The 25,363-nt window shown below is 49.6% G+C and carries 29 protein-coding genes and 2 pseudogenes; 8 read left to right on the forward strand and 23 right to left on the reverse strand.

The features are described 5' to 3' along the window. Window positions 1–859: pseudogene (locus DXT99_RS23055) on the reverse strand (IS1182 family transposase); the annotation flags it as partial. Between the two features lie 449 nt (window positions 860–1,308). On the opposite strand from DXT99_RS23055, the gene DXT99_RS23060 reads away from it, so the two are divergent. Beyond that, window positions 1,309–1,926 (forward strand): recombinase family protein, encoded by a 618-nt coding sequence (locus tag DXT99_RS23060; protein ID WP_115567960.1) that lies wholly within the window; start codon window positions 1,309–1,311, stop codon window positions 1,924–1,926. A 173-nt stretch (window positions 1,927–2,099) separates the two neighbouring features. Here DXT99_RS23060 and DXT99_RS23065 read toward each other — a convergent pair whose 3' ends face one another. The 5 genes and pseudogenes from DXT99_RS23065 to DXT99_RS23090 form a co-directional block, all read right to left on the reverse strand. Continuing rightward, window positions 2,100–2,447 (reverse strand): hypothetical protein, encoded by a 348-nt coding sequence (locus DXT99_RS23065; protein WP_115567961.1) that lies wholly within the window; start codon window positions 2,445–2,447, stop codon window positions 2,100–2,102. Between the two features lie 338 nt (window positions 2,448–2,785). Then, the gene (locus DXT99_RS23070; RefSeq protein WP_115567962.1) at window positions 2,786–3,775 is read right to left on the reverse strand and encodes an ion channel; all 990 of its coding nucleotides are present in this window, start codon (window positions 3,773–3,775) and stop codon (window positions 2,786–2,788) included. A gap of 845 nt (window positions 3,776–4,620) precedes the next feature. After that, window positions 4,621–5,198, reverse strand: a pseudogene (locus DXT99_RS28010) (YihY/virulence factor BrkB family protein). Continuing rightward, window positions 5,179–6,354, reverse strand: coding sequence for an AI-2E family transporter (locus DXT99_RS23085; RefSeq protein WP_147294287.1), 1,176 nt, complete (start codon window positions 6,352–6,354; stop codon window positions 5,179–5,181). Before DXT99_RS23085 ends, DXT99_RS28010 begins: the two are co-directional and overlap by 20 nt. A gap of 82 nt (window positions 6,355–6,436) precedes the next feature. Further along, window positions 6,437–7,360: a hypothetical protein gene (locus DXT99_RS23090; protein ID WP_115567965.1), complete on the reverse strand. Its 924-nt coding sequence runs from the start codon at window positions 7,358–7,360 to the stop codon at window positions 6,437–6,439. Window positions 7,361–7,818: 458 nt separating this feature from the next. Between DXT99_RS23090 and DXT99_RS23095 the strand changes: the two genes are divergently transcribed. From DXT99_RS23095 to DXT99_RS23105, 3 genes are all read left to right on the forward strand, one after another. Beyond that, window positions 7,819–7,986, forward strand: a complete 168-nt coding sequence (locus tag DXT99_RS23095; protein ID WP_115567966.1) for a DUF2695 domain-containing protein — start codon at window positions 7,819–7,821, stop codon at window positions 7,984–7,986. A 669-nt stretch (window positions 7,987–8,655) separates the two neighbouring features. Continuing rightward, window positions 8,656–9,270 carry a CBS domain-containing protein gene (locus DXT99_RS23100; protein ID WP_246000975.1) on the forward strand — a complete coding sequence of 205 codons (615 nt, stop codon included), beginning with the start codon at window positions 8,656–8,658 and terminating at the stop codon, window positions 9,268–9,270. A 289-nt stretch (window positions 9,271–9,559) separates the two neighbouring features. Next, complete coding sequence (locus DXT99_RS23105; protein WP_181885230.1) at window positions 9,560–10,165, forward strand: CPBP family glutamic-type intramembrane protease; 606 nt, start codon at window positions 9,560–9,562, stop codon at window positions 10,163–10,165. A gap of 28 nt (window positions 10,166–10,193) precedes the next feature. Here the strand turns inward: DXT99_RS23105 and DXT99_RS23110 are convergent, their stop codons facing one another. Further along, a complete protein-coding gene (locus tag DXT99_RS23110; RefSeq protein ID WP_115567968.1) occupies window positions 10,194–11,015 on the reverse strand; it encodes a DUF1206 domain-containing protein in 822 nt (273 codons plus the stop codon). Window positions 11,016–11,214: 199 nt separating this feature from the next. Between DXT99_RS23110 and DXT99_RS23115 the strand changes: the two genes are divergently transcribed. The 3 genes from DXT99_RS23115 (at window position 11,215) to DXT99_RS23130 (ending at window position 14,268) form a co-directional block, all read left to right on the forward strand. After that, a complete protein-coding gene (locus tag DXT99_RS23115) occupies window positions 11,215–11,757 on the forward strand; it encodes an EF-hand domain-containing protein (protein WP_115567969.1) in 543 nt (180 codons plus the stop codon). A 624-nt stretch (window positions 11,758–12,381) separates the two neighbouring features. Further along, window positions 12,382–12,981 carry a DUF6624 domain-containing protein gene (locus tag DXT99_RS23125; protein WP_115567971.1) on the forward strand — a complete coding sequence of 200 codons (600 nt, stop codon included), beginning with the start codon at window positions 12,382–12,384 and terminating at the stop codon, window positions 12,979–12,981. 588 nt (window positions 12,982–13,569) lie between these two features. After that, complete coding sequence (locus tag DXT99_RS23130; RefSeq protein ID WP_115567972.1) at window positions 13,570–14,268, forward strand: hypothetical protein; 699 nt, start codon at window positions 13,570–13,572, stop codon at window positions 14,266–14,268. Here DXT99_RS23130 and DXT99_RS23135 read toward each other — a convergent pair. The 3 genes from DXT99_RS23135 to DXT99_RS23145 form a co-directional block, all read right to left on the reverse strand. Continuing rightward, window positions 14,265–14,630 (reverse strand): hypothetical protein, encoded by a 366-nt coding sequence (locus tag DXT99_RS23135; RefSeq protein ID WP_115567973.1) that lies wholly within the window; start codon window positions 14,628–14,630, stop codon window positions 14,265–14,267. The genes DXT99_RS23130 and DXT99_RS23135 overlap by 4 nt on opposite strands. A 68-nt stretch (window positions 14,631–14,698) precedes the next feature. Beyond that, entirely contained in the window at window positions 14,699–14,953 is a 255-nt protein-coding gene (locus DXT99_RS23140) for a hypothetical protein (RefSeq protein WP_115567974.1), read from the reverse strand. A 187-nt stretch (window positions 14,954–15,140) separates the two neighbouring features. Then, window positions 15,141–15,965, reverse strand: a complete 825-nt coding sequence (locus DXT99_RS23145; RefSeq protein WP_115568012.1) for a ZIP family metal transporter — start codon at window positions 15,963–15,965, stop codon at window positions 15,141–15,143. 446 nt (window positions 15,966–16,411) lie between these two features. Between DXT99_RS23145 and DXT99_RS23150 the strand changes: the two genes are divergently transcribed. Beyond that, window positions 16,412–16,654 (forward strand): hypothetical protein, encoded by a 243-nt coding sequence (locus tag DXT99_RS23150; protein ID WP_115567975.1) that lies wholly within the window; start codon window positions 16,412–16,414, stop codon window positions 16,652–16,654. Window positions 16,655–16,663: 9 nt separating this feature from the next. Here DXT99_RS23150 and DXT99_RS27175 read toward each other — a convergent pair whose 3' ends face one another. The 13 genes from DXT99_RS27175 to DXT99_RS23200 all read right to left on the reverse strand — a co-directional run bounded on the left by DXT99_RS27175 (window position 16,664) and on the right by DXT99_RS23200 (window position 25,358). Further along, window positions 16,664–16,819, reverse strand: coding sequence for a helix-turn-helix domain-containing protein (locus DXT99_RS27175; RefSeq protein WP_181885231.1), 156 nt, complete (start codon window positions 16,817–16,819; stop codon window positions 16,664–16,666). Between the two features lie 573 nt (window positions 16,820–17,392). Continuing rightward, the gene (locus DXT99_RS28015; RefSeq protein ID WP_394851343.1) at window positions 17,393–18,097 is read right to left on the reverse strand and encodes an IS3 family transposase; all 705 of its coding nucleotides are present in this window, start codon (window positions 18,095–18,097) and stop codon (window positions 17,393–17,395) included. Further along, a complete protein-coding gene (locus tag DXT99_RS28020; protein ID WP_394851344.1) occupies window positions 18,015–18,209 on the reverse strand; it encodes an IS3 family transposase in 195 nt (64 codons plus the stop codon). The genes DXT99_RS28015 and DXT99_RS28020 overlap by 83 nt, the downstream gene beginning before the upstream one ends. Window positions 18,210–18,353: 144 nt before the next feature. Continuing rightward, a complete protein-coding gene (locus DXT99_RS28025) occupies window positions 18,354–18,569 on the reverse strand; it encodes a transposase (RefSeq protein ID WP_394851345.1) in 216 nt (71 codons plus the stop codon). Window positions 18,570–18,938: 369 nt separating this feature from the next. Next, window positions 18,939–19,238 carry a hypothetical protein gene (locus tag DXT99_RS23160; protein WP_147294288.1) on the reverse strand — a complete coding sequence of 100 codons (300 nt, stop codon included), beginning with the start codon at window positions 19,236–19,238 and terminating at the stop codon, window positions 18,939–18,941. Window positions 19,239–19,371: 133 nt separating this feature from the next. Next, window positions 19,372–19,680 (reverse strand): hypothetical protein, encoded by a 309-nt coding sequence (locus DXT99_RS23165; protein ID WP_115567977.1) that lies wholly within the window; start codon window positions 19,678–19,680, stop codon window positions 19,372–19,374. Between the two features lie 63 nt (window positions 19,681–19,743). Then, window positions 19,744–19,911, reverse strand: coding sequence for a hypothetical protein (locus tag DXT99_RS27180; protein WP_181885232.1), 168 nt, complete (start codon window positions 19,909–19,911; stop codon window positions 19,744–19,746). A gap of 192 nt (window positions 19,912–20,103) precedes the next feature. Further along, on the reverse strand, window positions 20,104–20,601 hold the full coding sequence (locus DXT99_RS23175) for a hypothetical protein (RefSeq protein WP_115567979.1): 498 nt from the start codon (window positions 20,599–20,601) through the stop codon (window positions 20,104–20,106). Beyond that, window positions 20,598–21,206 (reverse strand): dethiobiotin synthase, encoded by a 609-nt coding sequence (gene bioD / locus DXT99_RS23180; protein WP_115567980.1) that lies wholly within the window; start codon window positions 21,204–21,206, stop codon window positions 20,598–20,600. Before bioD ends, DXT99_RS23175 begins: the two co-directional genes overlap by 4 nt. 2 nt (window positions 21,207–21,208) lie before the next feature. Next, entirely contained in the window at window positions 21,209–22,561 is a 1,353-nt protein-coding gene (locus DXT99_RS23185) for a dihydroorotase (protein WP_115567981.1), read from the reverse strand. A gap of 48 nt (window positions 22,562–22,609) precedes the next feature. Then, window positions 22,610–23,395, reverse strand: coding sequence for a DUF6671 family protein (locus DXT99_RS23190; protein WP_246000978.1), 786 nt, complete (start codon window positions 23,393–23,395; stop codon window positions 22,610–22,612). A gap of 10 nt (window positions 23,396–23,405) precedes the next feature. Continuing rightward, the gene (locus DXT99_RS23195) at window positions 23,406–23,732 is read right to left on the reverse strand and encodes a hypothetical protein (RefSeq protein ID WP_115567983.1); all 327 of its coding nucleotides are present in this window, start codon (window positions 23,730–23,732) and stop codon (window positions 23,406–23,408) included. Between the two features lie 189 nt (window positions 23,733–23,921). Beyond that, window positions 23,922–25,358: an NADP-dependent isocitrate dehydrogenase gene (locus tag DXT99_RS23200; protein WP_115568013.1), complete on the reverse strand. Its 1,437-nt coding sequence runs from the start codon at window positions 25,356–25,358 to the stop codon at window positions 23,922–23,924. Window positions 25,359–25,363 lie beyond the last annotated feature (5 nt).

Consider the following 25,363-nt stretch of genomic DNA (forward strand, 5'->3'; position numbering starts at 1 on the left):
AGGAGCACTGCCTGCAGTCACTGGGCGCTGCCCAGTAGTTTCTCAGCAGCCTGCCGTCCGCAGTGCGGTCAAAGCCCTTGAAGGGGAGCGGCTTGCCCATGGGGCAGATGTAGCGGTCGTTCTCCTTCTCATAGGGAAAGCCCCCTATCTCGGGCTTGTACATCCCGAACACGGGAATCCAGCCTGTAATGCCCTGCTGCTCGAGCATGAAATAGTTGGAGCCATTGGAGTAGCCGGTATCGGCTAGCAGGTCCCGCATGAGCAGCGCGTTTGATTTCAACTTGCTTTGCACCTGCACCACAAGGGAAGGCAGGTGCTGACTGTCCCTGCCGTCGGCAAAGTCTGCCCGGATATGGGAGATAACACCTTTGGCCGTATCGACCACCATGCTGCAGTGGTAATTGAGCTTCCGGGCCTTTCCCGGTTTCACTGATATGCGGGCATCGGGGTCATGCGGGGAGTAGTGCGTTTTGTTGCTGACCAGCTGTGCCTTCTCATGGGTTGACCCCAATGAGGTGAATGTGCCCCTGATATTCTCCTGATGCTTCTCCAGCTTCCTGAGCTGATGGGCGGGAGCGGTGATGACCTGTGCCGGCTTGCTGTGGCGCTTGCCTGTCTCCTGTTGCTGCACTGCCTCCTCTGGCTGCTTTAGCAGCAGGCTGTCCATGGAGGCGTTGGCCTTCACGGGCGCTGAGTCTACGGCCTGTGTGTCCCCCCTGACCATACCTTTCTCCACGCACAGCGTGAAAACTTTATTGAACAAGGCTTCAAAAAGGGCCTCGGGGTAAAGCTGGCGGGTGCGGGATACGGTGGAGTGCCAGGGCAGAGGCTCGTCAAGCTGATAATCCAGAAAATACAAAAGGTCCAGGCGGAGGCTGCAGTGCTCGATGAGCCTGCGGTCTGAGGTGATATCTCCAGGTAGCCCACCAGGCAGAGCTTGAAGAACACCACCGGGTCAACGCTCTGCTGACTACACTTACCGTAGTAACCCCGCGTCAGCTCGGTAAGGAAGCTCAGGTCCAGCTGCTGCTTGAGCCGGCGGTAAAAGTTGTGCTCCGGCACGTGCGCCGAGAGCGAGAAGAGCAGCTCCTTCTCATCTTTGAAAGTTTTCTTGCCCTGCATAGTTACAAGCAATAAGTCATTATCCTTTAACGGCTATCTTCAGCCGGTTGTGCAACAGCCACGTGGGATTAATGAGATCGTGGAACCTCCGGCGGAACCTGCCCCTGCAGCTTGTATGGCGTCTCATTTTGCCGTCTCAAAAATCAAAATCTTTTTTTATTTTTGAGATGAGTTTATGATACTGATATGAAGATAGGATACGCCCGGGTCTCGACCCAGGACCAGAAGCTGGAGTTGCAGCTTGACGCCCTCACCCAACATGGGTGCGGCCAGATATTCAGAGAGAAGAAATCAGGCAAGAGCAAGGAGCGCCCGGAGCTGGAGAAGATGATAAGCCAGCTTAGGAGCGGCGACACAGTGGTGGTGTGGAAACTGGATAGGCTGGGCCGTTCGCTGCGGGACCTGATTGACCTGGTGTCAGAGTTCAAGGAAAGGGGGGTGGAGTTTGTGAGCCTGCAGGACGGCATTAACACGGCCACGCCCACCGGCAGGTTCACCTTCAACATCTTCGCTTCACTGGCAGAGTTCGAGCGGGAAATCATACGCGAACGAACAAAGGCGGGACTCGATTCAGCCAAAACCAGAGGAAGGAAAGGCGGCAGGCCAGTCGGTTTGTCAAAGGCAGCCATGGAGAAGGCAAAGTCAGCCAGGATACTCTTTGACTCCGGAACAGGGGAAGCTAGCGCAGGTAGTCAGCTGCTGACCCGCCGAAGGCACCTCATCTTTAACTTTAGGGGTATACCGACAGTGACGATGCACTGGGTGAAACAGCACATCGAATTAGAGCAGCACCTGCTACGGTAACTGAGCTAACCGGTCTGGGCGCAGGGAGAGCTTACCCGTGCTTCAGCAACTGCCTTTGAGCCACTACAAGTATAAAAAGTAGATAATCATTTTGTTTTAAGAGCGGGAGGTTCAAGTCTGTAAAATGACTCGAGCCTCCTTTTTTTGTTTACATCAATTTCAAGGCAAAGTCATCAGCCAAGGTCACAACAGCCTTCTGATGTCATATTAAGACTGGCCTTTCCTCCTGGCCCTGTATACTCATAGAAGTGACTTGATATTCCGCTTTCGACGTAGTCCCTGTATGGAACAACACCAGCGGCAAAATGTATGGGTTTGAAATGTTCTATAGGATAATAACCATCCTCTAATTCCGCAGGTCTTAACGCCGCCTTCCCTGCCATCATCTTTCCTTGCTTAAGGATCTCCCACTCAGTCGGGAAAAGATCTTCATTAGTTTGATGGGATTTCCTGTTACTGTAAGATTTAACTCCCATCGTTTTTCCATTTTTTCGGAATATTTTCATGTACAGGTAGTCCATTAGGTAAGTATGCTGTAAACCGTTTGAATCTTTAGCGCCTCTATTTAGGTATGTCTAAATTAACAAATATGAAGTACTAGCGAAAATAAGTCACCTTTGTATTCAACATAAAAAAACTGCTTTACTTTCTGATAACATCAGTTATGGTAAGTACGAAGACTGTTGGTTGTAAAAGCATCTCAAGAAAACCTATATTTTCTGGGATGCAATTCTGCTGTTTACAAACCAGATACTGCCTTTCTGCCACGGCACAAATTTCATGTTCGTGATGCAATACAGAAACATGTAAGCAGTTTAAATCCTAGGATTTTAGTATATGAAATCCTGGTGTTTGATTTCTATAAATCTAAACCAGGGTAAACATCCTTCCAGCTCCTGTTCTCGTTGCGTAACAGGCTCGTCAGAACCTTTCTCCTATCAGACAGGTCGGGGTTCTCTGAAAAGCCTTCCTGCAGAACACTCTCTGGCAACTGCAGTTCATGCCAGTTGATAGCCGGTTTCTCGCCTGCTTTAGTCCCAAAACGACTTTCCAAGTGCTTTAACAGCAGGGTAATGGAGCCCCTCAGTGACTGTAGTTCCTCATGCAAAGACTCAAACTTGCTGCTGTTAAGCATGATGCTCAGCGCCTCATCCAGCGTTGTCAGGTTGATGCTCAGTGAAACGGCATTGTCAGTGTTGTGGTAAAAGTGGAGCACAGGATAGGCCTGGTACAGGACAGAGTGCTGGTGTACCATCTGCTGTAAGTTTGAGATTTGCTGATACCCAAAGGATATATCCACCTCCAGCAGGCGCTTTACGATCCCAGATGGTGTTCCTCCCAGGCTCCTGATGGACAAGGCAAGGGAACGCTTCTGCACTACTGCAGAGGAAATTGACAGCAGGTAGGTCATGGAAGTGGAAAAGAAAACAAAACCGAAAAAAGAAAAGACACTGGTCAGTATCTCAAAAGATGGTGTTTTAGGCTGGTAATTCCCTACTCCAAGTGTGGACAAAACATAGCCCGTAAAGTAAAAGCGTTCCACCGCAGAGGCTTCCCTCCCACTGTTGTTTACAATTGCCTCCGGGTTAGAAGAATAGACCAGAAACAGCCCCAGCCATATAAGCAGCACCCACATTGACAACACCGCCAGGTTAACCGCCAAACCGGATATGCTGTACACTTTCCTGCTAAATTTTCTTTCCAGAAGCAGTATCAGTTTATGCGTGATGGTTGCACATGGTTTACTTAAGTAGCCTGCTCCGCTACCGGAAAGGGTAGTGTAAAAGAAATCACAGAACGCCAGGGCCAATATGGCGATGCCTGCGATCAGAGAAATAACTTCTTCCATTTTATATGATCTGATTCAGAGGTGATACTAGATTAGTACGACTGGGTGAATGCGAACATTTCCATTTGACGAAAGCAACTGCTTTGTGTCTGAGCCGATTGCAAAAGTGCAGGCATCTCCTGCGCATCTTTTTGCTTTGCCCTATCTCACCCGACACCACTGGTGTTACTATGACAATGGCTCCCACTGTTTGCCAAAGGGTAAACTTTTAAGCCACCAGGCCCCTCTTGGCAGTTGCCTGTAATAGAGAAAGAGCACAAGCCCCACGGGCAGGGCCCGCATGGTAGCGATAAAAAGAGGGTTGCTCTTTGGAAGTGCTTCTGGATAAAAAGAGGGTTGCTCTTTGGAAGTGCTTCTGTGGACAGGATGTATAAGGTACCTCAAATGGCCGGGGCCAGGGCCGCCTTTGGCAAATTATTGGTACTCATACCGATTGCGTACGAATAAGTGTAGCTACATGTTTTAAACATCACCGCTGATCACACAACACAGCGAAACAGCTACAACTACAGGCACTAAGAGGAAGAAGGACAGCAGTCCATGGGAGCCTATACTCCGCTGTACCGACTTTCGATGAGCCTGCACTGCTTGATTGTTATAGTTGTGTCATCTTCCCTAAATAAGGCGTAAAAAAACATGACGTAATTAAAACCGTATAGATGTAAAGTTGCACATTAGAATGCTCGACTTCATAGTCAGTAAAAGCCGCTAATTCCCATGGCGGCTTTTACTGTTTTACAGTATCTGCTTGGTGTTCAGTTTCATAAGCCCCCTTTAAAAATATAAAGTGTTGCTGTACAAGCTCTCATTCAGGAGGAGGTCTTGTCGGTGCGAATAAGTGTTATTTATTGCCGGGATCCTTCGTCTGCCACATGGTCAGCGTGAAAGCCGCCGCGTTGCCCCATAGGTTTATCCTTATCAACGGTGGTGTCTTTAGCGGTTTGATGCTCCAGTTCAGAATTGATCTCTGCACCCAAAAGAGTGACGAAACTAGTAAGGTTAAGCCACAACATGAGGATAATGACAGCGGCAAGGGAACCATAGGTTGCTTCATAACTGCCGAAGTTGTTCACATACCAAGAAAATAAAAGGAAAGCTACCAACCACAGAACTGTGGCTATTCCAGAACCCCAACTCACCCATTTAGACTGAGGATTGTCTCTGTTAGGGGCTACTTTATAAATCAAGCTAGCCCGAGCATAACAAATATTGCCAGCACAAGCCATCTGCCCCATTGTGTAACAGTCTGAAGAGTACTTGGCAGCCCCAGGTTGCCTACCAGTGCCGGAAGGGAAACCACAAGGGCCAGGTAAATGATGCTTAATATGATGCCGCCAAGCGTGAAGAGCAGCGTGATCGCGTTCAGTTTGACAAAGCCCCTCTTTTCCTCTTCATCATAGGCTTTATTCTTTGGCGCCTTCACTGCCGATGGTGTATCCCAGAGGTTTTAGCATCGGCACGTGGTCGGCCACTGCTTTGATGAAGCTGAACAGCGGCAGGAACACGATCATGCCGATGATGCCCCATACAGCTGACCCGACGACGACGGCAATAATGGTGAACAAAGGATTCACTTTGATGCGGTTTCCCACCAGGTATGGCTCAATCAGGTAGCTTTCCACGAACTGTGCGACAGCGATGGTGCCCAGCACAATCCACACCGCGTTCAAATCCCCTGTCGTGGCAAAGGCAATGGCCAGTGCGATGGCACCACCCACTATGTTGCCAACATAAGGAACCAGGCTCAGGACGCCGACTAGAAAGGCTGTTGTGAAGGGGCTCCCCATCCCTGACACTGAAAAGCCGATGGCATAGATGACAGACAGTGCAGCAACCAGTATAAGGTTACCGACAAGATACTGCCTGGCGTCCTTCACGATCTCAGAAAGAACCTGCTTGCCCTCCTCCTGCTTGTCACCAGGAACAAACTTCAGCACGGCCTGGTAAAACCTCCTGCGGTAGAGCAGCATGAAAAAGATATAGACGGTAATGAGCAGAATGGCGCTCAGGGAGCCAAAGAGCCTGGAGGCCACCGTCGTCAGAATACTCTTCACCGATATGCCACTGCTTCCTCCGCCGCTGTCGCTGGCCTGCTGCGCCTTCCCGTCCCCACTGGTTTGCTGCGAACTTCCTCTGTTTTCCCCACCCCGGCTGGCCTGCTCACCTTCCCCCTGAGGTGAACCCTGCGAAAAAGGGTTATCGAGAGAGAACCCGCTGTTCTCCTCGACAAAAGACTCCACCTGGCCGAACTTGTCGCTCAGCCGGTCCTGGATGGAAGGCCATTGTGAGGTGAGCTTTTGGACTTCCATTCCCACGGCCCAGAAAACGCCGACGACAAACAAAAAGAAGACCAGGTCAGAGAGCAGGGCGGCCCACCCCCTCTTTACGCCCTTCCCCTCCAGCCAGTTGGAGACCGGCGCGAGCATCATGGCCAGAATCACGGCCAAGAAAAGTGGGGCCAGCACGCCCTTTGCCAGCGCCAGCCCGTGAAAAAAGAGATAAAAGGTGCCGATGACAAGAAACAGGATGAGCAGAAAGCGTTTTAGTTTATCTTTCATAGGAGTGGTATGTTTAATCAAGCAAGGTACTGCTTGGTCCTTTTGTAGAGCTCAAGGGAGGAGGCTGTCGAAAAACCGCTTGTTGTCTTTGGCTGTTCTTCCCTTATTCGGCATGGCCCATCTGCCTTACAAAGCGCCGGATACCCCCGCCCTTCATGCGCATGAGGGCAAAGGTGATGCCGGCGGCAAGAGTCAGCGAGGTTACGTTGATGGCGAAGGTCAGCAGGTGCTCTATCCATTTGTCCCCCTCATCGAAGCCGAAGACGAGCTTGAGCCCGAACCAGGCCGGGTAAACAGAGATATGGGCCGTGGCGGCAAGGCCTATGAGTTCCCTTCGCCCGGCGTCATCCACGGCACCAAGCCCGGCTGCGATGCCGATGGCGGTGGACAGGAAGAAGCCGGACACGGGGCTGCCGAACTCCTCCCAGCCAATAGGAGGTTTTGTAAACACCGCCACACAGACACCTGCCAGCAAAATCAGGGCAGTGGTCAGCAGCAGCGCCAGCAGCCCCTGCCTGAGCAGGCGCCACTCACTGATACAGGCGCCAAGCCCTGTCGCCAGCATGTGGTGGTGGTAAGGCAAAAACAGGAGGCCCGCGATGATGAGCGGCAGCATGTCCTTGACCATCCCGTAAGAAAGAAGCACGGAGGAAAGGAACACCCTCCCAACCAGGCTCACCGTTACCTTTGTGAACTGCCACAGCTCCTCGTACACGTCCGTGGTAGGCCTGGTAATAGGGTGGGTCTCCGTTTCCGGGGGCTGGGAGCCAAACAGGGACTCAGGATGGCGGACAGTGAAAGTATAGGTTGCCGGTTCGTAGAAGGAGGATTCCATCAGGTTTTCTATGAACCTTTTTGCCTTGGGCGTGGCCGTCGCCACTTCCACCACGTCCTGCGTCACCTCCCTGCCATCGGAGATATGCTCCTTTGCCTGGTGCACGGACACGTGGGAAACCCCCACCTCCAGTGCTATGGCCACCACGTCCTTCCCCTGTCCCGCAGGGGCCTTTACAGTCACTAATCGCATAGAAACTTTTTCTTTAGGTTAGGGCGCCTCCTGCTACCGCTGTAGCAGTAAAACCTTATACCCTGCCACAGCAGAAAGGTTAGACGCTGCACCAGTCAAAGGAGCAAGCCAGCAAGCGCCTTAGGGTGGAAGCAATACCGAAAAATGAACCGAGCAGCCAGGCAAGCAGGAAAAGGGCAAAAAAGGCACAAAATGGTTAACAATTTGATAATTGCGCCGTTAAAATTAACTCCCATAGTGCATTGGCCTCTTCCCCTGGCAGAGGTTACATGCGTTGTTTTAAGAGTCCATGTGCTGATTGAGCGGTAAGAAAGCCAGCTACCGGTAAGGGCAATATAAAAGCAGCAGCATAAGCGAAAGAAGAGATAAAGAAAATAAGCGAGGAAAGAGAGGGGCAGGAACAGCTGCTTATATAACTGGCAAGAAGCGGGAAAGAGCGCTTCCAGCATCGTTTGCCTATGCCGGCCCATCATTTCAGGGAACTACTGGACTTACTTGAAGAACAGCTTCAGACAGAAGAATGCGACCGTTCTTTTGCGTTCACAGAGGGATTCCTGAAGGAACATCACCTGGAGGAAGACAAAGTGATTGTCTGGCTGGTATTGCGATTGCGAGGTGCTGCGTAACGTAGGGGGGAAACTCGAAAGTACCTAAGATCTCCTGCCGCTAATCAGGCACCACCTGGAAGGAACTGAGCCTAATAGAGAGAGGAAATCAGCTCAGGATATCCAAACAGTGGAAAACCCGGACATACCCAGGTTTAATAGAAAGATGCCGGACAAGAGCACACACTTTGCCTGCCCCAACAAAGGAAGCTAACTTTTAGAAGTTACTACAATCACAGGAGCTGAGTTCCGTACAGACCTTAGCAGGAGACTTTCCGTATAACAAGACTCGTCTTCTTTTCACGTCTTTGGGCGTGTTTAGCACAAGACTTTCATGATTCCAAAAGAGCCACCTCTTGTAGAGGTGGCTCTTTTCTTACCTTATGCTTTAGAGAGCAGAACAGAGCTTTCGCTATTTGCCCTCCTGAGATCTAGAGAAATCAATCTGTCTGTTATAATTAAATCCGGTGAAAGGTTTGAGCCATGGATAATCGGCGGGTGAAACACTTTACTCTTGAAGCAGGTACTCTTAGGGTCGGGAACTGCGAAACTGGAGCCCTTTAGTTTTTCGGACTTCTTCTCTTGCAGTGCATTGTACTATCGGTCTTTTTTTACTGAAACACCTCTTCGATACTGATTTACTCCCCCCTCTACCCTTTCATTCTGTTTTCGCAGTTCATCACCAGGCGCATGAAGCAGGACAAGGAGAAGAGCGTGCTGAGCAGGGCCGACTTCACGGCCATGGCGGAGATTGGCACAAAAGAAGGCGTCCTGCACCGAGATGAGTCGCGCGTGATAAACAACGTGCTGGGCTTTAATGTGATTCTGGCAAGCCACATCATGACGCCCCGCACAGTGGTAAAGGCCGCACCCGAGAAGCAGCTTATACGGGAGTTCTATGACAACTCGGCCAACATGCGCTTCTCCAGGATTCCGGTTTTTGAAGACTCTATCGACCATATCACAGGCTTTGTGCTTAAGGATGAGGTGCTGCAGCGCATCATCGAAGTCGAAGGCAACCTGCCGCTGTCAGCGATCAGCCGCCCCATCCAGGCCGTGCACCCGGGCATGCCGGTGCCGGAGCTGTTTACCCGGTTGATGGACAGAAAGGAGCACATCGCACTGGTGGTGGATGAGTACGGCGGCACGGCGGGCCTGGTGACCATGGAGGACATTATCGAGACGCTGCTGGGCCTGGAGATCACCGATGAGTTCGACGCGGTGGAGGACCTGCAGAAGTGGGCACGCGAAAGATGGCAGGCGCGCGCAAAAAGTCGCGGAATTCAGGATAATAATACGCCCTGAAGCACCGTTCTTACCAGACCGAAAAAGCATCTCATGCAACTGATAACAACTTTTATGTTACGTGTTGCTTCACTCCTTTCCTGTTGGAGCACTTCAACAAATGCAATTGTTGCCTCTTGATGCAGGCGCAAGAATTTATAGTTAGCCCAACTGCACTCCTCCTGCCTGAGCGGCTGATGAAACCTACAGCCCCTGAAGCAGGTACCCCTCTACAGCTGCCGCTCTAGCCGTATGAAGGCCAGGGCGGGATAACCTGTGTTGCCTTTGGAGAATGAAGAAAAGCCGGAACATGATATGGAAGACTGTTGAGCTGCTGTTGATTTATGTTGCCGTACCGCTCTTCACCGCATACCAGCTGCACGGGATATACAACCTGGTGCCTCTCCTGGCAATGGGCCTGCTCCTGCTTATCCTCCTGCTCAGGAGTAAGCGTTTCCACAACAGGCGATTCTTAAGACTGGTGCCCGTCAACTGGAAGTTTCTGGTCGGCAGGTTTGTGTTCCTCTCCGCATTGGTCTACGGGTTTATGCGCTTCTTTCACCGGGACATGCTCTACTACCTGCCGCAGGAGAACTTCGACCGCTACCTGCTGGCAGTGGCCCTGTACCCTTTCTGGTCTGTCATCCCGCAGGAGATAGTCTACAGGGCCTGGTACTACCACCGCTACAGCGACCTTTTCCCAAACAAAAAGATGTCCGTCCTTTTGAACAGCGCCTTCTTTGGCTTCTCCCACATTGTCTTCGGCAACTGGGTTGCCATCATCGGCGCCTTCCTTATCAGCTTTGTCTTTAGCCACACCTACAGGAAGTACAACTCCCTGCCCATCGTGGTGATAGAGCACTTCTTTTACGGGGCGATGATATTCTCGCTGGGGATGGGCAGGTTCTTTAAATAGGCAGGGCAACAGGTATAGACCATGGCTTTTATCTGCTGCTGTACCGGAACCGGGCCTCTATGAAAACAAAAAGGCTGTAGCAGATCAGCCCGAGCGCCACAGCCCCCAGCAGGTAAGCCCCATGGGCAGCGCTTTCCAGAAAGTGAAAGGCACTTTCGGCACCGCCTGACTTGGCGTTGAGGGTGGCTCGCAGGAGCAGGTAGCTGAAGATACCCCACACCGCGCCCCGGGACACGTAGCCTATTTTCCCGGTCTTTATCATCGTCTCTTCCGCTTTGTGGCCTAACCCGGCCTCTTTTATCTTCTTCCTGTACCTCTCAGAGATACCTTCGTAGATGAAGTAAGCCCCGCCAAGGCCAATGAGCGCCGCACCAAAGATAACAAGCCACTGGCCTAAGGGCTTTTGCAGTACCTCTGCGATGAACGACTGCCTGATGCTTTCGCTGTCACTGCCGCTGCTCACTGCCAGCTTGGCCGCCATAAATGTCAGAAGCCCATAGAAGGCGCCGCTGGCTCCGTATCGCGCCCTGTAGATAAGTCCTTTGATGTCGGTCCCTTTTCCCTCCGTGTCTGTAAGAGCCTGCAGCAGCCTCCAGACACAGTAGCACGCCAGGCCGACGGAGACAATCAGCAAGAGGGCTCTTCCCAGGAACAGCTCCTCAATAAAAAGGAAGACTTCCTTTCTGCTTATCTCCCGTGTGTCTCTGCCCAACTCAAGAGCCGTTACCAGTGCCAATATGCCGAGCAGGCAGTAAACAATGCCTTTTGCAGTTAGGCCAATCTGGGCCAGGCGCTTTACCCATTCGGGCGGAACAGAAGGGATATATGCAGCAGGGTCTGGAAACTTCATTTTTATAGTATTGAAAGGGCAGGGCAGCGGCCGGAGCCGAACGTATAGTCTGTACGGGCCTAAGGAAGCCACGTTATCTTGTCGCCAGGCAGGCTGCTAAAACACTGAAGTCTTCCACAGAACGAAGCCAGGCAGGCCCCGTAGAATTTAGCAAGCGCCTACGAACCTTAATACAATAAACTTAAAGGAAAGTCTAACCATGAAAGAGAGAAGGAGCCTGAAAGCGATAAGAAACGGACGCTGCTTTTTCATTTTGGCCGCCATCACAGCATGCACCTATGGCGAAACAGAGGTAGCGGAGGATGATGTGGAGACCGATGATGTGGCTGTAACTGACACCCTGATTGAGGAGGAGATTGACACGACGCTAATGACATCTTACTATAAGGCCTGGGATGTGGACGGTGACGGGTTCCTGAGTGAGGAGGAGTTCACCTCAGGTTTCTATCAAATCTGGGACCTGAACAAAGACGGAAGAGTCTCAACAGGCGAGTGGACCACAGTGACATCGGACTACAACTATAATATAGACGCAAGAGACTGGCAACCATGGGACACCGACGGGGATGGTTTCATAGAGCGGGTGGAGTTTGACGCAGTCTTTCCCAGAACGGGCCTGTACGGCACCTGGGACACAGACGGTGACGGGCTGATAGAAGAGCGGGAGTACATCTCCGGTTCCTTTAACATATGGGACACCGACGGGGATGAAGTACTGGATGAAGCTGAGTATGTACAATAAAGCATCTACTATGGTGATTGAGTAGCGCAGAAATATCCACGGATTCAGCAGTTTCCTTCAATCAAACAAGTAGAGAATAAGACCATAATAAAACTGCGTCTCAAGTGGCTCTACAGTCTCATCTGCCTCTTCTTTTCCCTCACGCTGAGCGGCTGCGGCTTTTACCATGATGCTTTCAAAAGACCCAGTTCCTGGGCCGGCATGTTTGCTATCGCTGCTACTCTGGCGTTCTTTTACCAAATTATGAAGATATTCAGAAGAAAGTGAAAAAATACACTTCCTCCAGCTTATAACACCTATTATGGCAAGTACGGAGACTGTTGATTGTAAAGCTTCTCAAGAAAACCCACGTTTGGCGGGACTGCAGCCTGCCTAGAGCAACAGGCAGCAACAGCCTCTGTGCTTTCCATTAGATTGAGTGAGCCTGAAAGGCAGCCGGCGGTAATAAAGCCTACTGGAGATTTGCTGTATTGAGGTATGGCTTTAATCCCTCCCGCATGCGCAAACGCACCTCGAAAATGCAGGAAGGTCAGCCTTATAACTGTTCCGTACATAATGCAGATAAGCGCACGTTCACGTTTAGCTGGTAGTTAAGGGCAAGATTATAACTACACAATTAGCACAATGAATTACAAAGACATTGCTGAAAGAATAATTGAACTGAAAAACGCTGACTTGGAATTTCGGGACAAGCTTATTGAAAACGGGCAACTTGGTGAAGGCTATAACGAAGAAATGGCGAAGATACATAACAGGAATGCAGAAATCTTAAATCAGATAATAGACAAAATCGGTTATCCTACCGTTGACAAAGGAGGCAAAGAAGCCAGTGAAGCAGCTTGGTTGGTGATACAACACTCAATCGGACAGCCAGTATTTATGAAAATATCCCTAAAATTATTAGAAGTTGCTGTAAATGAAAACAAAGCCAATCCAAAGAATTTAGCTTACCTGACCGACCGAGTAGCTGGATTCGAAGGTAAGCCTCAACTTTATGGAACTCAATTTGATTGGGACGAAAACGGAAAGTTAAGCCCGAAACTTTTTGACGACTTGACCAAAGTAAATCAAAGGAGAAAATCAATCGGACTTAACACCCTTGAAGAACAAACGGATATTATAAGAAGACAAGCAGAAATTGAAAATCAATTACCACCGCAAAACTTTGGAGAAAGGAAACAGGAAATTGAGAAATGGAAGAAAACAGTTGGTTGGACAAAATAAAAATAGCCCATAATAGCACCTATCTAAAAATGGGAGGAGGTCACCACAGCTCTTTACAAAACTAATCTTTTATGGGGTGATGATCTTCTCCCTGGGGATGGGCAGGTTCTTTAAATAGGGAAGGCAACATGTAGGCTTGCAGCTGCTATTGGTCGTATGGTTTGTTGTCTTCAGCCCGTGATCAAAGTACGGTTCATTGTCTTTCTCACTGCTCCAGATCATAGCTGAGCCGGTTAAGTTAGTTATCTCCATGCGCTCTGTCTGGTTGTTCTCTGTCAGATTAATGTAATCCTTACCCCCGCTCTTGGACCTCCTCCGGGTACAGCCTCATCCCTACGCAGTGCCCGCCACCGCCGCCAGCGTGGGTATAGTAGTAGCGCACTCCGTTCAGCATAAAGGTAAATCAAGATAGATACTATTGGTTTAGCAGGGCACCACATCGAGTAAATCTCGGGTAGGGAGCCTTCAATTGCTGCATTCCAACAAAGTCTCCTGACTTCAGGTATAGCAGGAATACCGGAATGCCTTTGTGCTGTGAGCTAAAGCCTGCAGCGGGCGCTGTATTTCATTCACCCAGTCTCAGACAGCATGACCTCAGAGAAAATTCAGAAAAAAAGATTCCGCATACTCTACAAGCTCGAGGCCTGGCTGGAGGGGCCCATGTTCTTGCTCTCTATAGTATGGCTGTACCTTTTTATCGTGGAACTGGCAAAAGGCCTGTCCCCCTTTCAGGAAAAGCTGGTGATTCTGATATGGCTTCTTTTTGTGCTGGAGCTTACGACGAAGCTGGTGCTCTCCGCCGACAAAGTCAGCTACATGAAAAAAAACTGGCTGACAATACTGGCTCTTTTCATACCTGCTTTCAGGGCATTCCGCCTGCTCAGGGCCATCAGGGTCTTGCAATTGAGCCGGGTTGCCACGACGACTACCTTCGTCAGAGGGCTTACCTCCTCTAAGCGCTTTCTGAATGAGCTTAGGGATGCACAAGGGAAAACGCCACCTGCAGAAATGCATGTGGGGGTTCTGCTTGCCTACAGCCCTGCAGTCACGCCGGAGGTCATGCAGCCTTTTCTGAAGCAGCTGATGCTTGATGTGCAGCCGGAAATGAGTTTTGCCACGGAAATACCATGGTCATTCCACCTGGTGGAGCCGGTAGCCCTGACAACTGACAAAACAAGGGAACCCTCTGATTTCCTGGACGCGGCCACCATGCGGATGGCAGAGGGCCCTTACGATATTGTGTTGGTGGTGACCGATTCAACTCTGTCCGTTTTCTACAGTCTTTAATTTCCTTGCTTCATTTCCTTTACCTTCGACATATCCAGGACGGTTCTATCAGTAAAGCCAACATCCTGGCTCGGAGCACTAAACTGAAGGCTCTCCATGTAAGCGGGCTTTTGCCCTTCCATCATCTGCATGATTGCGTCAGCGTAAAACTGTCGGGCATCATCTACGGAGCGTTTGCCCTTTACCACATCATCGGCCAAGTTGAGTGCCAGAATATTGGCTCCTTCCTTGTCGCAGCGGGCTGATAATTCACCCTTTGTGCGTTCTGCGATCACACTGCCGTCATACATGGCCAGCTCATCAAACTTGTCGGCCGGCACCTGATAGTTGATGAACTGCTCCAGAACATCCTTGTGCGGCATCGGGAAGTCGTGCTGTACTTCTTCTCTGTAGACAATGGTGCGTTTAAATGGACCCGTGTTATACCATATCAGCCTGCTGGGAGTGCTCTCTGCTGGCTGCCCATACTTATCATCATATTGTTGGCCGCCATCTTTGCGGTTTCGGGCCAGTCATTTACCATCGCCTTGGCATCTTGCTGTACAGGCTGCGCTGCCTGAGTAGCCGGGGTTGTCATCGCTGTAGCTTCAGTGGTGTTAGCAGTCGTAGTGGTTCCGTTTGTACAGGCCACTCCAATAGCAGTGCCGAATACCCCTGCTATAAAGATGTTTAATACTTTTTTCATAACGTTTGTCTTTTTGTGTTTTCATAGCACAATTGCTGGCATTGCAGAAAAGCGTGCAATGATCTCTAGCCACTTACTGTATCGCAATGCTTTATAAGTTTTACGCCGTTGCTATGCTGTTGTTATGTATGCGTTAACCACCTATATCAGGACAAGACACTCTACACCGACGACTGTAGCAATGTAATTAGCCGAAGGCAACGTCCAGCACCATCATCAGCACAAACCCCCCTATCAGTCCCAGCACGGCGACATCGGTGTTTTTATCGCGCTGTGTTTCTGGAATCACCTCCTCCACTACCACATATATCATGGCCCCCGCCGCAAAGGCCAGGGCATAAGGCAGAATGGGTTGCATGGTGACTACGGCAGCTGCTCCCACAACACCGGCAACAGGTTCCACTACGGCTGAAAGCTGGCCATACCCGAAGCTCTTCATTCGGCTGACGCCTTGCCTGCGCAAGGGCATAGCCACTGCAAAGCCCTCGGGGAAGTTCTGCAGACCAATACCAATGGCCAAGGCAATGGCAGAGGCGTACGTCACCCCATCCAGGCCAATGTGAGCTGCGCCGAACAGCACGCCCACCGCCAGCCCTTCCGGAATGTTATGCAGGGTAATGGCCAAAATGAGCAGTGTTGTCTTGTGCCAGTTTGTTTTGATTCCCTCCGTCTCGTCTTCCTTGAAGTTGATGTGCAGGTGTGGGGCCAGCTTATCCAGTGCGAAAATAAAAAGGGCACCCGCCAGAAAGCCGATGGCTGCCGGCACCCAGCTAAAGCCGGGATACTTTTTCTCCGCTAATTCAATAGATGGGGCCAGCAAGGACCAGAAACTGGCCGCCAGCATCACTCCTCCTGTAAAGCCCAGCATCACATCGTGCCACGCCCTGCTCATGGAACGGAACAGAAAAACCATGGAGGCGCCAAGAAGGGTCAAAAACCAGGTGAACAAGGTGGCCAGAAGAGCTGCATATATGGGGCCTAATTCCTTTAAAAAACTTTCTATACTTTCCATTCTGTTGCTAAAAAACATGCTTCAGCACAAGCTGAAGGAAAAGAGTCAGGGCAGGTTTCCCATGCCCATTTATTATTGATGACAGGCACCATTGCCATACGTTGCCATGGTGTCTAAAGATGCTCCTCATCTTCAGGGGAACAGCAAGTCTTGTGGCACTCTTCAAACTGCCCGGGTGCAGTTTGAAGAGTGCCTGCTCCTGGCCCGGCAAAAGAAAAGGGCAGCCACCGGCTACCCCTTCATCCAGACCTCAACTAACAATTCATGAAAAAACCCTCTCAGAGTCAAAAGCCAGACACAGTCGCAGGGATAATAATTCCGGCCTGAGCAGAATAATGCCGCTGCTCTCCGGCCACTGCGGAATCTTCTGTAATGATAGAGTTTCTGTAGCCTCCAAGTGCTTTCGCTTATGTACCTGCAGAGGTCGCAGGCGTATAGCCCTTGTGATGCATCTGCAAGAATTTAACACCCTGCCCCTCAGCGAAAGAGCCGCCAGCGTATGGAAGCGGGGCACCTTCCTTTCTACCCGCACAGAGGGCAACTATGGCCTGGCGCTTTACCACATGGGCAGGTTCTTCTGCGAGATGTGGTACGACCCTGCATTCAATGAGATTGTGCTGGTGCAGGGCTTCACCAGCCAATGGTTGCCTGAGCCGTACCTGGATACAATTGAACTGCCACAGTTTTAGCGCTCCCTTTCACACTGCCTCACTTGTGCTTTGGATATAGCGGTAGCAGGTGGCCCTGCCAATGCCAAGAATCTTTGCTATCTCCTCCACGGTCTTGGTGTCGGAGCCGAAGAAGGTGCAGCATAATAACTTACCCAGAATAGCTGTCTGTGCTCGTCCCGCCAAACGCGGGAATTTTGATACGGTTTAAGGGATGCCTTCTATTTCAACCGTTTATGCCTAGCAATGCCTCGTGTTGCGATTCTGTTGCAACACGTTGTTGCGGCTTGTTTTTAGCCATTAGAAAGCCTTCTGAATCATTTCTGGGCCTTTCAGCCAGGCAGAGAAAAGAAAAGGGTAGCCATAGACTACCCTATCATCCAAACAAATAACCAAACATGAAGTAACCACTTCGCTAAAAGTCGTTAGCCACACCCAAAGGTAGCAGCATTAGCTTGAGATTTAACATTATAATCCTATAATATTTTTGATTATGCTACCACTTTCTTATAATAATACCATCATAAAGCTTTTCTCATTGCATTGAAGGCAGCATAGTCCTCCGGATCCATGTGCTGCCGGATGTACTCCTCCATTCCCACGTCGTTCTTCTCCATTACATACCTGGTGAAGGAAGGGGCTGACTTGCATTTCTCAAACCCCAGCCGGCGCATGTCCTTGCGGATATCTTCCGGCAGTCCCTCCAGCCACTCATAGTAATCCTGAAGTGGAATTGCAATGTTTTACTGGAGACTTTTTTCAGGCAGCCACTGCTTGGTTGTACAACAAGCTTTCATATTGGCACGGCGTCAGGTAACCAAGGGCTGAATGCCTCCTTTTCCGGTTATAGAATCGTTCAATATACTCAAACACAGCCAGCCGGGCCTGCTGTCTGGTGGCAAACTTGTGGTGGTACACCATTTCCGTTTTCATCGTCTTGAAGAAGCTATCTGCCACAGCGTTATCCCAGCAATTACCCTTGCGGCTCATGCTTTGCAGCACCGGCATTCCCTCCAGTTGCTCTCGGAAGGCACTGCAGGCGTACTGCACGCCCCGGTCGGAGTGAAACAAAAGGGAGTGGAACAGGGGCCTGTTTCCCACCGCCATCTGCCAGGCCGCCACGGTGGTCGCCTCCGCTTCCATGGTCTCACTCAGTGCCCAGCCTACTACTTTCCTGTCCGCCAGGTCCAGCACCACCGTCAGGTAGAGCCAGCCTTCCCCGGTTCTGATGTAGGTTAAGTCGGATACCCAATTCTCCGCCGGTCCTGCCGCTTGATAATCCCTCGAGAGGTGGTTCTCGCCACTGTGTATGCATGGCTGGAGTCGGTGGTCCGCATCCGGTATTTCTTGCGTATAATGCTCTTGACCTGATGCTTCTGCATCAGGCGGGCGACACGTGAATCCCCTGTTCTTTGAGCTCAACAGCAATCCTGGGGGAGCCGTAGCGGCGTTTGCTCTGCTCATAAACCTGTTTAATCTGCTCCACTAGTTCCTGCTCCTTGTCCGCTCTTATCCCAACCGGATGTTTGAGCCAGTAATAGTAGCCACTGGTACTTACCTGGAGCACCTTACACATCCTCTCTGGCGGGAAACCGGTTTCGGTGCTCTTTTATGAACCTGTATACCGCCCGTCTCCCCTGGAGAAGATGCTCATCGCCTTTTTTGACCCGCAGACGTGCGTCAGCATCGGGTCCATATCGCGCTCTAATTGCGCCTCCTTCTACTCTTTTTGTAGCCGCTTTATCTCCCTTTGCTCGTCTGTCAGACCTTCCGTGGGGCGGACTGGCGAGCTGTCCTTTTGCCGCCACTTGCTCAGCCGGCCGGGATCTATGCCCAGCTCGTCGGCCACCTCTTTTACCGAACCCCTCGCGTAGGAGAGGTCAATGGCCATCCGCTTGAAGGAAGCATCAAGTTCACGTCTGTTAATAATAGTCAAATTTAAATCTGCCTAAGAAGAAGCCTCCAGTAAAAGGTAGCAAGTTCGCTTAGACTCCCCCTCCTTCATGCCGGTCACGGCAAGCGAGGGCAGCTCCAGGGCATCGATTTAAGAATCCCCCTGGTTCACCAGCCCGTGCGTGTGATGAAGAATGAGCGCAGCTCTTCCCCGGGACAGGCATGTGACAGGCTTTATCATGCTTCAGCAATGTATTGCAATACTTCAAGACCCAGATGTGACTCCGGAAGGACCTGGAATACTGTGGAAGAAATCCCCTAGATATTCGGCATCGGCAGGGCCACCTGCTACCTCTGCATCAACTGTGCTGCTGAAATGAGGCAGGAGGTTTGTAAGCTGCACTTATAGGTATCAGACCTGTAACTCATTTCTTAGAACCGCGCGTTTCAGGGCCTCCTGGAGCTGGGCGTAGTTTGGGTGGCACGGCGCTGCCAGCACCTTTTCCATGTCGCCTACGGTTGTAAGCTTACCGCCTTCAAAGAAGCGGAACAAAACGCACTCTCCTGTAGACCCTCTGAGGCTCTGTTGAGCCAGGGCCTCGATTTTCTTTAGCTCGCTTACCAGGGTCCCGGCATCTGTATCCTCATAGAGGTAGTTGTAAAACAGCTCCATTATCTGTAGGCGGCAATCCTGCTCATTTTCAATTGTCATACCCGATGATTATTACTACAGCCTACTGATTCTTAGATAGCAACAAAGCAACAGGCCTTGAGCTACAAACAACCGCGGCTTGTGGGGCACTTTCAGCCTGAGCATCCGTACCGCTGCGTCCAAAGAACAGCGGTTAGAAAGGTTCTTTGAGATGGTCAGATATTTTGTCTGAATTCCAATGCACCTCATAATATACCCATTTACCCTCATCGGCAGCTGTATGTTCATCTCTAGCCTCTTGCTCGCAGAGACTTTTGAAATGGCTTTCATCAAAGCTTCTCTCTATAAACCTGAGCTTTCCGGCAGCACGGAAATTACTGTCCGCCCTGATAAAGACATAGCCCGTCTTTAACGCATGCTTCAGGTACTCTGCTTTGATTTCTTTTCTGTGCCTGCCCAGGAACCTTAGCTTAAGCAACCTGTCTGTATTCTTGAATTCCATTGTATACGGTTATAGCTGCAACTCCCTTATTACCGGCAAAACAAGATAGTAAAAGAAGGTGCACTACTGAAATAGCCATCCTGTACCGCAACTAAACTTGCCTGTTTGGTAAGCCAGAAGGGCAAGTGCTGCGATTTGGAAAAGGCTGTTGCCGGCAAAATATGTCCACCCGTTTTTACCCGAAGCTTTTGCCTTGCCCCATCCCCGCACATAGCCGATGAGCTGGGCCATTATAAGGCGCATCACATATCAGTTCAAGACCAACAAAGTCACATAATCTGCTACCGTGGGCAGCGTCACAGCCAAGGTAAAACCGAAGCAGGAAGCAATAAAGCTGTTGAGCCTTTTGTAGCCTGCCATATGCCGTGAGGAGTGTAAGGCTGATTTTTTTAGCTCCATAACAGGGAATGGGGGCGGATGTATTTATTTGCAAATCTCCTGAAGGTTTATATTCATTTCTTTGAGTTGGCCTTGTGTTTTTGACGTGATAAGCCCCTTCAGGCTAATCTTTGCCTGGGAAATCCGGGACAGCAAGCGTTCGTTGGATATCAATTCGAAGGCCTGCCGGTGGATATTCAGTTTTGCGAACTTTTGTTTCCTATCATTCAGAGTAAGGCCTGCCATTATGTTTGAATAATTTTCGATGAACAGATCCACCATTTCCTGCTCTGCTCTTGTTCCAAAACCTTTTTCCCGTTCCAGAATACTTGTCATGAAGCGACAGCAAAGATCATTTACAATGAAGATTTCTTCAACTGCTTCTTCTTGGAGCAGATCGTCTACTGCTTCCACATAGTGTATTTCGTTGAAATTGAAGACAGCGCCAAGAGCGGTAAGAAAAAGCACATTCTGCCCATACTGTTCCCGGATGAAGGGCTCTACCAGGCTATCGGGGCAGACAAGAAAAAGTTTGTTGTTCATATCTCTATGTTCTTAGCATATTTCAAAACAGTATGTTTGTTTATTTCCTTCTCCTCTTTAACACTGAACAAGACTGGCAACTGAGAATAATGTTGAATAATGGCTTCTGTCTGTGGTGTGCTCCTGCCGTTAAAAACAAGACCAAGAACAGGTATGTTTCTGCGCCTTAATTCCTGAATAGTGAGTAAGGTGTGGTTGATGCTTCCCAGGTAGTTTCTGGACACCAGGATCACACTTGCTTTCAAGTGTGATATGAGGTCAGCTATTAAATGTTGCTTATTTAGTGGGACCAATAAACCTCCGGCTCCTTCTATGATTAAATGATTATTTGTTTCTGGAGTCAAAAACTCTTCCAGCTTTACTGTTACGCCGTCTACTTCAGCTGCCGCATGTGGAGAAAGAGGTTGTGTGAACTTATACCTTTCCGGATGGAATACTGTGGTTGAATTGCCTACTAAATCCCGAACCTTCATAGTATCAGTACAGTCTAAGTCGCCTGATTGAACAGGCTTCCAGTAATCGGCTTTTAGCCTTTCTGCAAGAATGGCTGAAACCACCGTTTTGCCCACTCCTGTACCAATGCCCGTTACAAAGATTCTCCTCATGCTTACCTTATCTTTTCAAACTTCAACCTTTTACCTCTTGTATCGCTCGTAACCTGACCTTTTGCATACATCAAATCTCCGTTTACAAATGTGTGGGTAATTTTACTATTGAATTCCTGTCCTAAAAAGGGAGACCAGTTGCATTTGTACAGGAGGTTTTGTGGACTTACCTTCCAGGGGCAATGGAGGTCAACTAAAACTAAATCGGCAAAATATCCTTCCCGAATGTAGCCTCTTTCCCTGATTCTATAAACTTCAGCCACATGGTGACTCATTTTCTCAACTATCTTTTCCAGGCTTATTTTCCCCTGGTGATAAAGCTCGAGCATGGCAGGTAAGGCATGCTGTACCAGGGGCCCTCCGGAATTCGCCTGAAAATAATTGCCTGATTTTTCTTCTACCGTATGTGGGGCATGGTCTGTTGCTATGATATCCAGCCTGTCGGCTAGCAGGGCCTGTAACAAACCTTCCCGATCTCTTTCTGTCTTGATGGACGGGTTCCACTTTATTTTTGCGCCCAAACGATGGTAGTCATTATCTGAGAACCATAGGTGATGGATACAGGCTTCAGCCGTGATTCGCTTTTCCCGGACCTTTGCCTGATTATCAAGCAGCTCTGTTTCTGCCAGTGTGGAAATATGAAAAAGGTGAAGGCGGGTGTTGTGTTTTCGGGCTACCTGTAGCACCCCTTTCGTTGCGCTCACGCAAGCTTCTTCACTTCTTATCAGAGGATGGCAGTCAAAGGGAATGTCATCACCATGCTTTTGCCGGTATACAGCAGTATTCCTTTTAATAATACTGTCATTCTCACTATGCAGGGCAACTAATGTTTCTGTACGTGAAAAAAGCTTTTCCAAGAAGACAGGATAATTAGCCAGTATTCCTTCCTCATTATGAAAGTAGAGGCCATCATCGGTAATGCCACAAACGTTTTCTGTATCCGTTCTTAAGGCTTCCTCTAAGTTGTCTTTCCCAATGCCCATGAAAAAGGAATAGTTCGCCAGGGACTTCTCAGAAGCGAGACCGTATTTTTCTTCAAGCAACTCCTGCGTCAGCGTATTGGGAACGGTATTGGGCATGTCCATAAAGGAAGTAACACCACCCGCAACAGCCGCTTTTGACTCGGAGAAGATATCTGCTTTTTGAGTCAGGCCGGGGTCCCTGAAGTGCACCTGGTCATCAATAGCACCCGGTATCAAATACAACCCTTCAGCATTAATCTCCACAAATTTTCCTTCTTTAGAGGAAGTAATCTCAGGAGCAACCTTCTCAATTCTATCTTTTGCAATCAGCACATCTGCAACAAACACTCTTCCTTCGTTTACGACATTAGCGTTGCGTATAATCGTTTTCATCTCCGGCTTATAAGTAGACCTTAAATAATCTTTTTCTAATCTGATTGATTATGGATTACACATATCGCAGTACATTGGGTCCTCGTGGGTCTTTTGATGCGGGTACTTCTCCTCTTTTATGAAGGCACACTTCTGACACTGATAAGTATAACTCAATGTGGAACGGGTAGGGTAACGGCACCATTCACAGGGCAGTCCCTGATTAGCTCCGGTAATGCCGAAGCCAGGAGTAGCGCATTGGGGGCAGCGTGAGCTGACTTTATCTATCAGCTTCTGGGATGCCTGTCCGATTACTTTCATCCGCGTGGGGTTCAGCATGGCCCTCATGTCCGTTTCCACGTACACTGTGCCGTGCTTTCCTAAAAAATGATGGAAAGATTCTTTAAGCTGGCTCCAGCCCTGAATACCTTTTATAACCTCGTCATTGTTTTCTTTCGACTTGCGGAGTATCAAGGCATGCGATGGGAACTGCGCTCTTTCAGCGAAGCTTGACAGCTGGCTTTCTGAGTGAACCTGTTCCCCGCCAAAATTGGTTTCGGTGCTCAACTCCCGGACAATGATTTCCAGGCTGTTCTTTTTGTCTATCAGCACCAGGATTTCCTCGTCAGCACGAAGGAAGAAAAAGGAAGGATGAGGCCCAAACGAACCTTCACTGGCAAGGCCTAAGTCGCAGTCATACATGGCCATGGCTTCCAGGCATTTGCTCCGTACGGTGGTAATGGAATCATCCTTCCTTTCTGTCTCTCCGCTGAATGTGCCAAACTTATCCGTATCTAAATCCTCGGCAACAAAACATTCTACCCCGAAAGCCTCCTCCAAGAGGGGGGCTATCACGTTTTCTTTCTTATGCCTGGTAGCTATCAGCAACCTCCTGCCCTTGAACATTCTCCTCAGGTTGAGCTTTGACTTTGAAGGCAATATCTATCGTTGAACCGATTTCAATCATGGTGTTGTCGTCTATTGCTTTTTGAACCAGCGCAATAATTTGCTCTCTCGCCTCTTTCAGCTCTTTAATTCTTGTTTCTGAATCAGCGTCAGCTTTGCCGAAATGAACATAGGCGCTTAGATTTCTGATTTTATGAAAGTTGATTTTGCTTTCTACAACTTTGAGAAGCACCTCTTTGGCCTCCATCGGGGTGTAGTCACCCATGATCAGATTAATTGTTGTCATAAGAACTGTTTTTATTGTTGTTAGAAATAATTCGAAGCAGAACGAGGCAAACTATGACGGCTAAAGCTTTGAAAAGCTCCGTGAACAGGACAGCCTCACTTTTGGCTGTGATGAAAGAGCCGATAATTAATGGAATCCAACCTAAAAACGAAATCATCTTTCTGTGATAAGCTACCTAAGGTATTGTATTTATTGCCCCTGCCCGAGAGAGAAGGCGATTCTGTTGTCAAAGGCGTAAAGGTTTTCTGTTTTGATGGTGTCAATGTTTTTTTCTATGGCCTTCGATAAAATAGCCAGGATGTGCTGTTTCGTGATGAATTTCCCTTCCACATGTTTGAAGCGGCAACGCCAGTGGTCGGTACAGAAAGTCTCTTCAAACCCCTCGGGCCAAACTTTAATGCCCCGGTTAGAGATCATAGTAAGCTTCACTTCAGGCGTGTCCAGCTGTTGAATCAACTCTCCCATTTCTTCTGCACTCGTGCCATTCCACTGGACAAACACATCCACTCCAAGCAGGTCTTTTTTAGCAGCCGGCTTCCGCTGGTATTTGGGCAGGTTGAATGATGCCCCTTTTTCATAGGCCACTGGCTTCAGAGAAGATGGCTTCTGATCAAGGTTTCTGATGACGGCCTGTGCAAACTCCCTCGTGCCCACTCTTTGTTTGCTAACCCCCTCTTTATAGATATCTGCTGTATGCACTCCGTCCTCTATGGTCTTGAGCCAGGCGTTCTGCACTTTTTGGGCCACCTCGGTTTGCCCGATGTGGTTTAGCATCATAATGGCCGCCTGAAGCAACCCGGATGGGTTCGCCAGGTTCTTACCTGCAATAGGCGGGGCTGAACCATGGATGGCCTCAAACATGGCACACGTTTCGCCTATATTGGCTGAACCGGCTAGCCCGACTGAACCGGTTATCTGCGCTGCCACATCGGATAGTATGTCGCCGTAGAGGTTCGGCATCACTACCACATCAAAGGCCTCAGGTGTATCGGCCAGCCTTGCGGCACCTATATCCACAATCCAGTGCTCGCTTTCGATGCCGGTGAATTCTTTGGCAACCTCATTGAAAACCTGGTGAAACAACCCGTCGGTTTGCTTCATGATGTTGTCCTTGGTAAAGCAGCTGACTTTTTTGCGGTTATGCCGCCGTGCATACTCAAACGCGTAACGCACTATTTTCTCACAACCCGGACGGCTGATGAGCTTCAGGCACTGCACCACTTCATCAGACTGCTGGTGCTCAATACCGGCGTACAGGTCTTCCTCATTCTCCCTGATAATCACCATGTCCATAACAGGATGCTTGGTCTTTACAAAGGGGTGGAGACTAACACAGGGCCGCACGTTGGCATACAGGCCCAGCATTTTACGCATGGTCACGTTCAGGCTTTTGTACCCACCCCCCTGTGGGGTCGTGATGGGAGCCTTCAGGAAAACCCTGTTGCGCCTGATGGCTTCCCAGGATGCTTTGGAAATACCGGAACTGTTTCCATTGAGGTATACGCCTTCCCCGACCTGGACCTCCTCAATTTCCAGTTTAGCCCCAGCCGCAAGCAGCACTTTCAAAGTAGCCTCCATGATTTCTGGTCCGATGCCGTCGCCTTTCGCAACGGTGATTCTTGTCAAAGCCG

Source organism: Pontibacter diazotrophicus, assembly GCF_003367245.1.
GTDB classification, from domain to species: domain Bacteria; phylum Bacteroidota; class Bacteroidia; order Cytophagales; family Hymenobacteraceae; genus Pontibacter; species Pontibacter diazotrophicus.

Coding starts and splice junctions, on each gene's coding strand:
- DXT99_RS23160 (WP_147294288.1), bottom strand. CDS start 19,238: ATGACAATTGAAAATGAGCAGGATTGCCGCCTACAGATAATGGAGCTG.
- DXT99_RS23065 (WP_115567961.1), bottom strand. CDS start 2,447: ATGGACTACCTGTACATGAAAATATTCCGAAAAAATGGAAAAACGATG.
- DXT99_RS23125 (WP_115567971.1), top strand. CDS start 12,382: ATGAATTACAAAGACATTGCTGAAAGAATAATTGAACTGAAAAACGCT.
- DXT99_RS23135 (WP_115567973.1), bottom strand. CDS start 14,630: ATGCCGCACAAGGATGTTCTGGAGCAGTTCATCAACTATCAGGTGCCG.
- DXT99_RS28020 (WP_394851344.1), bottom strand. CDS start 18,209: ATGTGTAAGGTGCTCCAGGTAAGTACCAGTGGCTACTATTACTGGCTC.
- DXT99_RS23165 (WP_115567977.1), bottom strand. CDS start 19,680: ATGGAATTCAAGAATACAGACAGGTTGCTTAAGCTAAGGTTCCTGGGC.
- DXT99_RS28015 (WP_394851343.1), bottom strand. CDS start 18,097: ATGAGCAGAGCAAACGCCGCTACGGCTCCCCCAGGATTGCTGTTGAGC.
- DXT99_RS23105 (WP_181885230.1), top strand. CDS start 9,560: ATGATATGGAAGACTGTTGAGCTGCTGTTGATTTATGTTGCCGTACCG.
- DXT99_RS23115 (WP_115567969.1), top strand. CDS start 11,215: ATGAAAGAGAGAAGGAGCCTGAAAGCGATAAGAAACGGACGCTGCTTT.
- DXT99_RS23175 (WP_115567979.1), bottom strand. CDS start 20,601: ATGAACAACAAACTTTTTCTTGTCTGCCCCGATAGCCTGGTAGAGCCC.
- DXT99_RS23130 (WP_115567972.1), top strand. CDS start 13,570: ATGACCTCAGAGAAAATTCAGAAAAAAAGATTCCGCATACTCTACAAG.
- DXT99_RS23110 (WP_115567968.1), bottom strand. CDS start 11,015: ATGAAGTTTCCAGACCCTGCTGCATATATCCCTTCTGTTCCGCCCGAA.
- DXT99_RS23090 (WP_115567965.1), bottom strand. CDS start 7,360: ATGCGATTAGTGACTGTAAAGGCCCCTGCGGGACAGGGGAAGGACGTG.
- DXT99_RS23095 (WP_115567966.1), top strand. CDS start 7,819: ATGCCGGCCCATCATTTCAGGGAACTACTGGACTTACTTGAAGAACAG.
- DXT99_RS23150 (WP_115567975.1), top strand. CDS start 16,412: ATGCATCTGCAAGAATTTAACACCCTGCCCCTCAGCGAAAGAGCCGCC.
- DXT99_RS27180 (WP_181885232.1), bottom strand. CDS start 19,911: ATGGCCCAGCTCATCGGCTATGTGCGGGGATGGGGCAAGGCAAAAGCT.
- DXT99_RS23195 (WP_115567983.1), bottom strand. CDS start 23,732: ATGACAACAATTAATCTGATCATGGGTGACTACACCCCGATGGAGGCC.
- DXT99_RS23140 (WP_115567974.1), bottom strand. CDS start 14,953: ATGAAAAAAGTATTAAACATCTTTATAGCAGGGGTATTCGGCACTGCT.
- DXT99_RS23060 (WP_115567960.1), top strand. CDS start 1,309: ATGAAGATAGGATACGCCCGGGTCTCGACCCAGGACCAGAAGCTGGAG.
- DXT99_RS23145 (WP_115568012.1), bottom strand. CDS start 15,965: ATGGAAAGTATAGAAAGTTTTTTAAAGGAATTAGGCCCCATATATGCA.
- DXT99_RS23100 (WP_246000975.1), top strand. CDS start 8,656: ATGAAGCAGGACAAGGAGAAGAGCGTGCTGAGCAGGGCCGACTTCACG.
- bioD (WP_115567980.1), bottom strand. CDS start 21,206: ATGAGGAGAATCTTTGTAACGGGCATTGGTACAGGAGTGGGCAAAACG.
- DXT99_RS23185 (WP_115567981.1), bottom strand. CDS start 22,561: ATGAAAACGATTATACGCAACGCTAATGTCGTAAACGAAGGAAGAGTG.
- DXT99_RS23070 (WP_115567962.1), bottom strand. CDS start 3,775: ATGGAAGAAGTTATTTCTCTGATCGCAGGCATCGCCATATTGGCCCTG.